Below are 13,094 nucleotides of genomic sequence, written 5' to 3' on the forward strand. Positions count from 1 at the left end.
CCTCGCGTCACTGCGGCGGCATGATCTTCAACAGGGTGAGATAGTCCGCCAGTTGCCTGGTGATCAGGAAATTCCGGCGCACATGCTCGCGCGCCGCGGCGCCCATACGCGTGATCAATCCCGGGTTGTTCAGCAAATGGCGCATGCGGAATCCGGCGCCTTCCACCGAATGCACGACGTAGCCCGTCACTTCGTCGATGATCTGCGTCGCAATGCCTCCCGCCGTTCCGCCCACCACCGGCTTGCCTTTCCACATGGCCTCCGAGACCGTCACGCCGAACCCTTCCTTGATCGACTTTTGCAGGACGATGGTGGCGGTCCGTTGCAGCGCGTTGATTTCCAGGTCCGCCTCCGGCGGCAATTGGATCAAATAAATGTCCGGATCCCGGCCGGCCGCCTCGCGCAGTTCCGCGAGCACCGCTTCTCCTTCCGGATCATGCAGGACCCCGGACCCGGCCAGCACCAATTGGCAATCGTGATGTTTCTTGACGATTCGATAGGCTTGAATCGCGCCGAGCGGATCTTTGAACCGCTCGAATTTGGCGACTTGCAGCAACGTCGGCTTGGTTCGCGGAATGCCCAGGCGATCGACGATCTGGTTGATCTCCGATCGGGTCATCTCCCGGTTCTTCGGACTCAACGGATCGATCGAGGGGTAGATCAGAAATTTCGGAATCGGCAACCGCTGGGCAAAGTCCGACAAGGAGAAGATGGCCGCATCATATTTCAAGACATACCGCCTGAGCAGCGTCCAGGCGCGCCGCTGCGGCTGCGCCAGATCCAGATTGCAACGCCACAACCAGGAACCACGGGTCCGATACTCCACCATCCCGACCGGATGATGATCGTGGATCATCACCATGTCCGCTTCCAAGTTCAGCGCCTTGGCGTTCTGCTCATTGATGTCCCGGAAGGTCTGGTACATCTCCTCGGTGATTCTCTCGTCTCTCCCCTGCAAGGCGTTGGTCAACCGTTTGACCACCGCAAAATATTCCTGCGTGCCGGCGATCACTTCCCAGCGGGCTTCAATGCCCAGCGCCGTCATCATTGGGACCAATCGCCGCAACAGCTCGGCCGGGCCCCCGCCGTAGCGGACCGCATTGACATGCACCATGCTCCGGCCCTTCACCAAGTCGCTCAGACGGTATAAGAAGTCCACCGTCCCCTTCGGCGACACTTCATGGTATTCGTCCAGGGCGGTGCTCATCGCAAGGTCTTCCTCTGCCGGACCGCCCTTGTCTGCCGGTGTCAAATGGCGCTCCATTCAATGTTATAGGTGCTGTCCCAGGACCGGGCCGCCGGCAAACTGAACCAATAAGATCCGTAGGGGCCGAGGCTGAGCACATAGGGATGGTCGCCGATCTGGGGAAAGCGCGAATCGCCGAACAACTCGATCGGCACGATGCCTTTGAATCGGCTGAGATTCAGCTCCACGGCCTGCGCCGACTCCGCGAGATTGTGCACCAGGAGAACCGTCTGCTCTTCGTAAGTCCGCAGGTACGCCAGGATCTTTTCGTTCGACGGCGTCAAAAACTCCAGCGTCCCCCGCCCAAAGACCTTGTGCCGCTTGCGCGTGGCGATCATCCGGCGCGTCCAATGCAGCAGAGAATGCGGCGTCTGCTTTTGCGTGTCCACGTTGATCGATTGATAGCCGTAGACAGGATCGGTGACCAGAGGCAGAAACAGTTTCGCGGGGTCCGCCTTGGAAAACCCGGCGTTCCGGTCCGCGGTCCAGTGCATCGGCGTCCGCACGCCGTTGCGGTCTCCCAAATGGATATTGTCCCCCATGCCGATCTCGTCGCCGTAATAGATGATGGGGGTCCCCGGCAGGGTAAAGACGATGCTGGTGAGCAGCTCGATCTTCCGCCGGTCATTCTCGAGAAGCGGCGCGAGGCGGCGCGCGATGCCGATGTTGCGGCGTGCCTGAGGGTCGCGCGCATAGGCATAGTACATGTAATCGCGTTCTTCGCCCGTGCACATCTCCAAGGTCAGTTCGTCATGATTCCGAAGGAACAGGCACCATTGGCAATTCGGCGGGATCGCCGGTGTATGTTTGAACATATCCAGAATCGGCCGCCGATCCTCGCTCCGCAAGCCCATGAACAGGCGCGGCATGAGCGGGAAATGGAAGGCCATGTGAAATTCATCGCCGTTCCCGAAATAGGGACGCACATCGCTCGGCCACTGATTGGCCTCCGCCAAGAGAATCCTGGTGCTGTATCGCTCGTCGATCCGCTTCCGGATATCCTTCAGATAGGTATGGGTTTCAGGCAGGTTTTCACAGATCGTCCCCTCGCGCTCGAACAGATAGGGCACCGCATCGCACCGAAACCCATCCAGCCCATGATCGAGCCAGAACTCCATCACGTTCACCATTTCCTGCCGGACCGCCGGGTTATCGTAATTGAGATCCGGTTGATGGCTGAAAAACCGGTGCCAATAGTAGGCCTTCGCCTCGGTATCCCAGGTCCAATTGGACTTTTCGGTGTCCACGAAGATGATGCGCGCCTTGGCATACTTCTGATCGGTGTCGCTCCAGACATAGTAGTCGCGCATGGGACTTTGAGCCGACCGGCGGGACTCTTGAAACCAGGCATGCTGATCCGACGTATGGTTCAGCACGAGGTCGGCGATCACGCGCATGCCGCGCTGGTGTGCCTCATCGAGGAGCCGCCGGAATGTCTCCGTGGACCCATAGGACGGAGCGATGTTCCGGAAATCGGACACGTCGTACCCGTCGTCACGCAGCGGAGACGGATAGAAGGGCAATAGCCAGAGACAATCGACGCCCAACCATTCGAGATAGTCCAGCTTTTCGATCAGCCCGGCAAAGTCACCCACACCGTCGTCGTTGCTGTCGTAGAACGCGCGGACGTGCAATTCGTAGAACACGGCATCCTTGTACCAGAGGGGATCTTCGTTCAGCATGCCGGCGTTCTCTTGAAGTGGTGCTCTCTCATGGTGGTTCTCATGCGCGCGCGAGGAATTCGTCGCAGGCCGTAATCAAACTCGACCGCAGGCGTTCGAGACTGCCGAGATAGGGATTGATCGACCTGATGCAGTCCGCCAGATCCAATAATCCAAGGCTCAATCTGATCCACGACGAAAAGTCGCTTTCTTCACGCCCCAGCCTGAAATGGGCTTCGAACATGTGAAAATAAATCGCGCTCACGTCGACTTCGGCCACCGCTTTGCGAAATTCCGGCAGCGAGCGGGCTTCCAAGCCGATCGGCACTTCAAGGATGCGGGACCGCTTGAAGTGAAAGGGCTCGCCGAAGACCACGCGCGGAATGATTGACATGCGGGACAAATGATCATCGATGATCGAAATAATTTCTTCCCGCAAATCCTCCAGATTCGGATAGTCGAACGGATCGATGACGGCAAGCCGCTCGCCCAGCACATGGTCGCCCATCTGCGTCACCACCCATTGGGCAAAATCGTTGGGATAGGCCCGCTCAATGAAGCGATGGCGAAGAAAATAACTGTGGGTATGAAAGTGGATTGAGTCGAGCGGCACCTCTTCGACGATTTCTGCCAGTTCTTTCTCATCATCCGCCTGACGCCCGAGCATCTCTTGCAACTCGCTGCATCCGATGAAGGTGAAAGGTGATTCCGCGACCTTATGACCGGCCCGTTCACTCATAGGTTTGTAGAATCCTTTGTCTTGAGGGTGTCCTGCCTTCGCATGGTTTCAACCCCTGGTGTTCCACAACGAGACAGTCCGTTCTTCGAGATAGTCCGCCTCTTCCGGTGTGACTCGAATCGGCCGAGGCACTCCACGGAAGGAGAACCGTCTGGACAGCAGCCCGCCGCCTCACGTCCGACCCAAAGATGGCATGCATGAGAGAAGAAATCAATCGCGGCGGTGCATGCAAATGGAGCCGGGCCAGACTAACCTACAACCGATCCACCTGAACGACTGAAGAAGGGACAGCGCGAAGCGCATGTGAACTTACGGCACCGCTATCCAGACCCCGGCGACAACAAGAAATCGAAGTCGGCTCTCGTCAGCACCCCCTGTCCGGCGCCGCGTACCGTTCCGCGCATGACCGCTTCATACAGATCAAGCTTCCGCTGCTTCAGCGCGATCATCTTCTCTTCGATGCTGTGGCGCATGAGCAGCCGCACGATGGAGACGGTCCGTTGCTGCCCGATGCGATGTGCCCGATCGGAAGCTTGATTCTCCACCGCCGGATTCCACCAAGGATCCAAATGAAAGACGTACGTCGCCCTGGTCAGATTCAGCCCCTGGCCTCCCGCTTTGAGGCTCAACAGAAACACGCTCGGCTTGTCGGCAGCCTGAAACTTTCTCACTCGGACCTTACGCGCGGTCGGCGCCGTGGATCCGTCCAGCCGGTGGTATGGAATGGCATGCCGGTCGCATGCGTCCTGCACCAGGTCCAGAAACGTGGTGAATTGGGAGAAGACCAGCGCGCTGTGCCCCTCATCCAACAACACCGGCAGTTTCTCCATTAAAAAGCTCAGCTTGGGCGAGGACTCTTCGTCTCGTTTCGTCAACAGGCGCGGCGAGAGACAGATCTGGCGCAGTTTGAGAATGGCCGTCAGGGCGATGAACTGCGCCTGACCCGGCGTGCGTGTCCGGTATGCCTCGTCGATGGTGGAGCGGACGTGATCGACCGTCTGGCCATAGAGCGCCTTTTGCCGATCAGTCAAGTCGAGGAACATCTCACTCTCAATCTTCGGCGGCAAGTCATGGAGGATCTGAGTCTTGGTCCTCCTCAGTATAAAGGGCCGCGTCCGGCGAAGCAGCCGGTCCAGCGCTCCGTTCTGAAGACGTTTCACCTCCGTCTTGAACCGATCATACTCACCGAGAAGCCCGGGCAGGCACAGATCGATCACGGAGAAATATTCGCCGAGATGGTTTTCGATCGGCGTGCCGGTCAGGCCGATGGTGAAGTGACGCTTGAGACGGCGAACTGCGCCCGTCGTATCCGCATAGATGTTTTTGACCGCTTGCGCTTCATCGAACAGAACAACGTGAAACGCCGTTCGCTCCAATGCGTCGATGTGCCGGCGAACGAGTCCATAGGTCGTGAGGATGACTTCTCCATCTTCAACGTCGAAAGTTTGCTCACCGCCGCGGAAGACGCGGAGCCTCAATCCGGGAGCGAAGCGCGCCAGCTCCTGCTCCCAGTTGAACAACAGGCTCGTAGGCGCCACGACGAGATGCGGGCCTTTCACCTCAGCGGAAGGCCGGATCAGTCCTTCCTCGATGGCGGCCAACAGGCAAATCGCCTGGAGCGTCTTGCCCAACCCCATGTCATCGGCCAGGCAGGCACCGAACCGGTGTTCATAGAGAAATGCGAGCCAGCCGTAACCATCTCGCTGATAGGGCCCGAGCGTCGCGTTCACGCCACGCGGGAGCGGCGGCGCGGTGATCCGCTTAAATTCCAGCAGTCGGGCGAGCACCGCCTCGTCTTCCACCGGCAGAGAAACCGCGATTCCTTGCTCGCGCAACGCCAGCCAATCAAGAATTTGCAGCCTGGGCACGACGACGATGCGCGCCGACTCATGGCCGGCTTCGCTCTGTGAGGTGATGTCGATGATCGCGCGCAAGCGTTCCAATGTGGAGTGATCCAGCACGCGAAGGCCGGATTCCGTCTTCACCAGTCCGCCCTGTCGGAGAGCCGACCGCCACTCTGCTTCGTCCAGCGCCACGCCATCGCAACGGATCTCCGGGCGGATTTCGAACCAATCGATCCCGGTGCCGTCCGACGCACCCCGTTCCACATCTAAGGTACAGTCCCACCGGGAGATCTGGACCGGCTTGTCGCAATAGAGCAGTTGGATGCCGGCCGCCGTCAGCTTCTCCAACAATTCCGGTAGTCGTTGAAAGAGAACCGCTGGGTCGACGGCCATTTCGTCGCAGCGCTGCATCCCGCGAAAAATCACCGGACCGAACACCTCGCCGGGAATCCGATACAGCAAGGCCTCGCGGGCTTTGTCGACCGGCCGCAGCTCCCAACGTCCCGCATTGAACCCAAGACGGACGTCTTGACGTCCAAAGGCCGCTAGGGCGTTCCGGAGAATCCATTGAGCCTCGCTCATGACCGAGCGCGAGCGGAACTCATTCGAATGCAACGCATTCTTGATACGCCGGTCGAGCTCCTGCGGGCCGACGGCGGACAAGAGACTGAAGAAAGTTTCGTAGAGAATGGTCTTCCGCTTCCTGGCTCGCAGCGGGGCGGACAGGGTGCCCGATTGTTCCAGATAGGGAAAAACTCCGAAGACAGAGGCGCTAGGCGCCGTAGCGCGATCCCTCGACCGGTACTCGGCCCGCAGTCTGTACGGGACATTCGGTGTGGTTTTGGAAGTCGGATCGGGAGACGGAGGAGGAATCAGAACCAGCCGGTGCACCGGCCGTTCGTCCTCTGAAGCAAAATTTCGCCGGAGGCTCGACTGCGGTCGGCCGTCCACTGTCAGAATGATATCGCGCTCAATATTGTTCACTTGATGCAGAATGATGTCAATCTGCGCGGTCTGGAATTCACCCAACGAGAGGCTCATCGCCATCTTGTCGCTCCGGATCTCCCGGTGCCTCACGACGGACGGGTCCGGCAACAGGACATGCCGAACGCCATAGTCTACGATCTCATCATCTAAAAGACGGTAATTGCCGGCAGCGAGACATCGGTGAATCGCGAGCCATGGAGTCCACCCCTGCTTGTCCTCCAGGTGCATCAAGCGTCCGCTGTCCAGGTCGGCCACAAAGGACTGGAAATGCACGAAGCGCTTCACTTCGATGCCGCCCGCCAAGCAGACCGCTCTGATCGTGATCCGGTCCTCAGTCGCATCCAGCGCGGTCTTGCACAGGCATCTGGCCGAAGGGTTCCATCGGAGTGGAACGGTTTCCTGACCCGTTTCCAGAATCAATGGATAGAGGCCCTTATTGTGGCGCAGGTACCGCAACAGTGGATCTTCACCATAGCCCGGCCTGAACGTCGCGGCATGCAGCAACGGGATCAGTTCGGCCGGAAGGCGCTGGGCCGGGTTCAAGCTTGAAGACCAATTCACCTTGATCCCATCGCGCCGAAACGCAAGCGACGGCCGGTTGTGCCGCGCATCGATGACAATTTCTACAGTGGCCTTGGAGCCGACCGCTTCGCCGAAAGGCTGCCGGCGCTCAGAGCCAAGCAACTCGGCCTCAAGCCTGCCGCGATGCGGCCCCGCGAACCACGAGATGCGAAAGGTATCCGGCGAGAGCAAGTTCTTGGTCGTGAAGCAGGCACACAGAATATGTTTGCAGAGGCGGTCCGGTTCCCAAGCCGGACAGTTGCAGGAGGCGGCGAGAAACCCCTCGTCCAAGGAAAATACCACGGCGTACGGTAGGCTTGCCTGCCCTTGCACCGAGGCAGTGAGGCTATCGTAATGGGGACCCCACTCGTATTGACGAAGGCGCTGTTGCTTGTAATAGTCGTAGCCGCGGACGACGGACTCTTTTGGAGCCATGGTATAGACGTCGTTTGGCGAAAGAGCCCGCAAGGCGTTGAGGAGTGCAGGAGATTCGGCGGCGCGTGATGGAAGTTCTCTGAAATCGGTCGAGATGTCGCCGCCGGCAGTTCCCGTCTTCTTCTTTTTGGCCATCGGCGAGTCACTATAACGGGATGGCTGAAGGTCCTCAACCAGCATAACATCGCCGTGACGGTACATGTTCGGCTCGAATGATTCGTGGCGGTTCAGGTGGGGACACTTCGGTATCCATTTAATCGGATCCGACCTGAATAGAAGCAGTGCGGATCGAGAGCCCTGGAAAGGCAGCAATGCCGGATTATTGCAATTGGCTTATGCAGAGCGAAACATTGAACAAGCCTGGGATTCTATCATTCTCAATGGTATGCAAGGGGTAGCTGCCGGGCGGCTGTGACAGGATCGAGGTATGGGCCACTGTGATCAACCGCAAGGCCTCCGCCAACTCGCCGCCGTAGCGTGGGCCACAACAGAAGATGCCAATGATTCGGCATCAAGCAATAAGCGGCGATGCGCAGACGAGTCTGAGTATACACCTACGCGAGAACTTGTTCGAATGCCGCATAGTCTGCCGGTTTCTCAAATAAAGGCAGCCGCCCGATTCGGCGGTTCAAAACGATAAGCGAGATCGCCCACAGCGAGACGAGGCTGTAATGACGGGTTAGGCAGTTCCATGCAAGCAGACGCATGCTCTCACGATCATTGATGCAGTCTCTTGAGCGCATTTGCCAGATTTATGATGCGCGGTTCGGCTTGTCCCCGTGCCGGAGAAGCCGTTTCGCGTAGAAGCTTCACAATTTGGTCGGGCGAATTGAAATGTCTCTCGGAATAGATTCTGGCTGCAACGCCTGCACTGATTGCAGCCGAATACGAAGTGCCGGAACGAAGGGAGAATTCGGTTGCGCCAGGCACTTGTACAGGAAGCTGAACACCTGGGGCCCAGACCACCTGTTTGGAATTCGGAGAAAACTCGGCACGGCGGCCGTACTGATCAACTGCACCAGCAACTACCATGCGATCCAACAGATTCGTCCCCTCGAAAGAGATTGGCTCGTTGGGGGAATTGCCCGCTGCTTGCACTAAAAGTATCCCGCGCTCTGCCGTCTTTGACATCGCCCGCGACCAGATTTCTCCTCTCATCGGGCCAAATGTCCATAGGATTACTTGTGGCTGCGCATCCACAAGTTGATCAAGGGCACGTAGCAATTCTGAGTCTGAGAAAGCGCCTGAAAAGTCTGATTCCGACCGTAGCGGTGCGAAGACAAATCGGGCCTTCGGTGCGATAACGCGTACCCACTGAACCAGAGAATCAACATAATCTTCCATCATTGGATCGGATTTCGCTTTGGCGCTATCCGAACCCAAGATCGTATAGCTCTTTTCTGGAAGGTCATTCAATCGAGGGAAGCCGCCCGCGACAGCGATTAAAACCTCCTTCGGCATGTCAAGGCTCTCTACCCCCACCGATCTTAGGATTGATTCCGTGACTTTTGAAGCAAGAAGCTGCCGCAGGAGTGGGTCCTGCTCGATGATTTTTGACGACAGGTTGCGAGGGATCTGGGCGGAAATAGAGGCCTTACTCTTAGCAACCAATCTTGATTGCACTTCACTAACCCGCGTTTTGGTCTCGGTATACTTCAGATCCTTATCCGAAAGTACTGCCAATTCGCGCTGGTAGTACTGTAGAGCAAGCTGGTCATTCTCTGAGTTCTCAGCCATCTGACCTGCGATCCTCAGCAGCGCTACCCAGCGAGGCATTTTTTGAACAAGGGGGGCTAGCTGGTCTAATAAATCCACGTACGGTTTCGAGACTTGGGCACCGAGTGACAGCTGCGCGTTCATCTTGGCTGCGGCGTTTAGCGTCGTCAGTAGCGCCTTGAACTCCTTGACCGACAATGCTGAAACCTCAGGAACGCGATTTCCCATCTGTTGCTGCATGATGCTGTAGGCAAACGCATCAATGACTTCATGGTTTGTAGCACTTTCGACCTCCAAATGCACGGGAGGCTTATCTTCTCCCGGGGCGATCCCCGCAACGATCGCACGGTCGCTGAGAAACTCAATCGATACCCGAAATCCTCGATCCGCCGAAAAAAGCTGATGGAACCACGATATAACTGGGCCCACCTCCACTCCTCCAAGTGAAAAGTTTGAGGTCAAGCGGCTCGAAAATCTGCTCTGGAATAGTCAAGGCTCGATCGGGATTGATGTCCATGAGCTGTGCCCCTGAAGGAGCGACAGTAATCGACTTGGCTACTTTCAACGCCTGAGTGCTGGTTTCCATCTCTTGCTCGATACGGCCGACACGGGCTATAAGCATCTGCGCAAGAGTTTGCCCTAACTTGCCAGACGGATCGTCCTTGCCGATCACTTGAAATGGCATCAACACGGACCTTGATTCACCGAGAATCTGCTCAGTGGCGGCCCGTAGCAACCAGAAGGTCGCTGACAACACCGTCAGCGCCACTCCAATTAATAAGGCATAGCGAAAGAACATCTCTACCAAGCTCTCACCTCACTTTCAGCAGTGTTCACGGAATCGATTTGAAAGGTGAACACTTGGAGTCCTGTGATTGCCTTTGCGATCTAAGGAATCGAACCCGACGAACTCATTTGTTTCTCACTGATCTGGCAAAATATTCCAAGGACGCTTTGTTTTCATGTTGGACAGTGTTGGGATCCGAATCATGCTAACTTTATCGGGTTCGATGGGGTTCGACACTTTGCCCCTTTGTTTCTCTGCATCCAAAATGCCGCCCTAAAGCTTACAATTTCTTCCGTAGCCACCGGGCTTAGGAAAACATGCCATCCGCAAGCCATTCGGACCGATACACGGTCCAGAAATCCACGGCTAACCCATTCTCGACATATTCATAAGGTAGGTAACCATAACCATCGACGCCCCAGTCTTCGCCCCAGGAGTTGCGGAAGATCAAGCAGCCCTCGCTTGTCTTCTTGCCAAGAGGATCCTCAACTTCAATGTTATCGTCATAGCCCACCGCCAGAACAGCATGACCTCCCTGCAGCGTGTCTTTGGAAGTAGGATAGGGTACATATGGCGATTCGGTCATAGCATTGTAGACAGGAAAACCAAAGCTCACCACGAAGCCAGCCGCCAATGTCCGTTTTACTGAATCCAACGTGTGTGCTCCGGTGCTATTGTAGGGATCAAGACGTGCATACTTCAGTGCCTTAAAATTATTGGCATAGCTGTAGAGAAATGCATCCGGTTCTTGCTCATAACGACTGATGTCATAGGGACAATGCTCCTCAGGTGGCACGCCAAAGCAGGCGGCGGCCTTGATCGTAGTCCGAAGGTAAGCACCCGTGTCTCCGGTCCATCCCAGCAGCCGGCGGGTGACCTTGTACAAGAATAGGCTGGAGAGGTCTGTGTGCTCCCCGAGACCGCGGCGCATCATATACTCCAACATACCCACTACAGCGTGTGCGGTGCATGAACCGAGTGTGTCTTGATTTTCTATGGGGGAGCAATATTGCCGATTGTCCATTCGACTTGGAGCCTTGGCCTTAGGGACCGAGGCTAAGCGTGCGTTCGCCTGTCGCAGCGGTTGCTCGAACTCCTCCGTGTCTAGAGCATGATCGCGGCAATCCGGAATATCCGGTTGCCACCCGCCAGAGACTTGCCGCCGACCGGAACGTGGGATAATCGGACCGCCTCCCGCTCTCAGAATGACAACGCCACCACCAGCACGGGGGATAATAACACCACCTCCGGCGCGGGGAATGACAGGCCCTCCACCCGCTTTCAATCCAGCTTTTCTTTTGGCCATGTTGACACCTCCTCTCATGACAACTTGCGTTTGCCTAGATCATTCAAACGGAAGATACCGGGCTTGCCATCTACCGTCTCCAGGTCGGTAGAGGTGAGGCCGCGTAGTGCGACCATTGTGACTGGATCGCCGGCGCTGAGAATTGGCATGTTCGCCACGATCTCGGCTAAGACTTCAAGAATTGCAGCGTTCTTCGCTTCGGCGTTCCGTCGCTCCACTGTGCCAGGGCCCGCGGTAAGTGGGTCGATCTGTTGTACCCAGAACAGTGGGTAATCCAGCGATGTCCGGAAGGAGGGATCACGACCAACACGCCGTGTTGCCTCCGCCGCAATCCGGCGTTGTTCGAGCACAGACTTAAGAGATGCGGCGATGGCATCCACTTCTGGACCAATACGCTCGCCGAGGGATGCATCGGACGGATTGTCGAGCAGCTTGGTCAGCTGACGCGCATCGCGTTCAGAGGCGGCCTTAAGTGCCTCCGGCTCCAACCCAAGCGGTAGACCGGTCACTATGGAAAGCACAACATGGGTGCGATCGGTGAACCGCTGGCGAATGCCCTTGGTAACCGAAAAGTCCACGGTGCGGTTGGGCCCTGTACGGAGTCGGACCGTCGCGCGGTCTACGTCTTTTCCCGACTCAAACTCCCTGATGCCGGTGACGATCCGATAGAGATAGCCTCCTTGGTAGCGCAACACTTCGTTCACGTGATACTTCTTCCCATTTCCACCGAGATATTCAGAAACGAAGAACTCCTGTGAATAATCCATGTCGAATACACTGACTTCGGGGAGTGGCGCGCCCGTCCATGTCCTGAAATGCTCCCACGTACTGAATCGCTCTTCCAATTCACGTTTCATGATGGCGTAGAGACCTGTACGCAAGGGCAATACCATGGTCACTTGTTTTTCATGGCGCTGAACGGGCTCGCGGGCATCGTCCAGAACAGCATCGCCAGTGGAAGCCTTGCCGATGGAACCTACGGGGAATAGCGTCAAATCAGACCGAAGTTCAAAGTCATCTTCATTCATTGCGTTGATGCCCTTGGCGATCGCCACTGCGACCGCGATGGCCGGCGCTGCTTCGGGCTTCGCGGTGGCTGCCGTTGTACCCGCAGCATCAATGATCTTTGAAGCGAGCTCCTTCTGCTCCTTATCGAGTTCCACAACAAACAGTTTGATCCGCAGGGGGAAACCTTTGAACGGAGTGGGGCCGTATAGAACACGATCAGCTAAACCTAAGTTCACGCCCTCAGGCGAATTGCGTTCGTTATAGAGCACCTTCGTTACAGCGGTGTCGGCATTGTCCGTGCCATCATCGAAAATTTGGGCGTATACCAGCACATGTGGGCTGGCCCCTCCTTTGAGATATTTGATGAAGGCAGTATTGAGCACAAGTGTGATGATTTCACCCTTGTGTGGGATCACCAAACTGGTGTTCGTCGTGTCCGGTGTATCTCGATCAAGCACCTGCCCTTTGTCCGATGCGATCCCATAGACAAGAGGTTCACCCGTAATGACATGTTGGTTAGAGCAGGAGGCAAGAAATAGAGCGGAAATGAGTGAGAAAACAAATTGCCATTTCATCAAAATCTCCTTCTAAGGGGTAGATTCATCGCTATCGCTTCAGCTTCCTTGCGGTTGTATTCCGAGCTTTGCCGAGTCTGGAAATCAACCGGTCATCCCAGTCCCACGATCTTGAGAACGAGCGCGCTATCCGTGCCAAAAAAGACAGGTCGAACATCGTCTCTGGAATTCCGATTCCCGGAAAACCGTTTGTAACCAAGAGAGTCGCATAGGAAGCCAATGGCAATTT

The 13,094-nt window shown here is 56.6% G+C and carries 8 protein-coding genes; all 8 read right to left on the minus strand.

What is annotated here, in order from left to right:
* Nucleotides 1-7: 7 nt before the first annotated feature.
* Nucleotides 8-1,207: a glycosyltransferase gene (locus ACWGXE_RS13220; RefSeq protein WP_447598232.1), complete on the minus strand. Its 1,200-nt coding sequence runs from the start codon at nucleotides 1,205-1,207 to the stop codon at nucleotides 8-10.
* Nucleotides 1,208-1,248: 41 nt separating this feature from the next.
* Complete coding sequence (gene treS, locus ACWGXE_RS13225; protein ID WP_447603741.1) at nucleotides 1,249-2,925, minus strand: maltose alpha-D-glucosyltransferase; 1,677 nt, start codon at nucleotides 2,923-2,925, stop codon at nucleotides 1,249-1,251.
* Nucleotides 2,926-2,968: 43 nt separating this feature from the next.
* Nucleotides 2,969-3,646: a DUF5752 family protein gene (locus ACWGXE_RS13230; RefSeq protein WP_447598233.1), complete on the minus strand. Its 678-nt coding sequence runs from the start codon at nucleotides 3,644-3,646 to the stop codon at nucleotides 2,969-2,971.
* Nucleotides 3,647-3,966: 320 nt separating this feature from the next.
* Nucleotides 3,967-7,608, minus strand: coding sequence for a DEAD/DEAH box helicase (locus ACWGXE_RS13235; RefSeq protein ID WP_447598234.1), 3,642 nt, complete (start codon nucleotides 7,606-7,608; stop codon nucleotides 3,967-3,969).
* Nucleotides 7,609-8,190: 582 nt separating this feature from the next.
* On the minus strand, nucleotides 8,191-9,618 hold the full coding sequence (locus ACWGXE_RS13240) for a S8 family peptidase (RefSeq protein WP_447598236.1): 1,428 nt from the start codon (nucleotides 9,616-9,618) through the stop codon (nucleotides 8,191-8,193).
* The gene (locus ACWGXE_RS13245; RefSeq protein ID WP_447598237.1) at nucleotides 9,551-9,997 is read right to left on the minus strand and encodes a hypothetical protein; all 447 of its coding nucleotides are present in this window, start codon (nucleotides 9,995-9,997) and stop codon (nucleotides 9,551-9,553) included. Before ACWGXE_RS13245 ends, ACWGXE_RS13240 begins: the two co-directional genes overlap by 68 nt.
* Before the next feature lie 286 nt (nucleotides 9,998-10,283).
* A complete protein-coding gene (locus ACWGXE_RS13250) occupies nucleotides 10,284-11,282 on the minus strand; it encodes a C1 family peptidase (protein WP_447598238.1) in 999 nt (332 codons plus the stop codon).
* Between the two features lie 14 nt (nucleotides 11,283-11,296).
* Nucleotides 11,297-12,865 carry a hypothetical protein gene (locus tag ACWGXE_RS13255; protein WP_447598239.1) on the minus strand — a complete coding sequence of 523 codons (1,569 nt, stop codon included), beginning with the start codon at nucleotides 12,863-12,865 and terminating at the stop codon, nucleotides 11,297-11,299.
* Between the last annotated feature and the right edge of the window lie 229 nt (nucleotides 12,866-13,094).

The organism is Nitrospira sp. Nam80, from assembly GCF_965152575.1.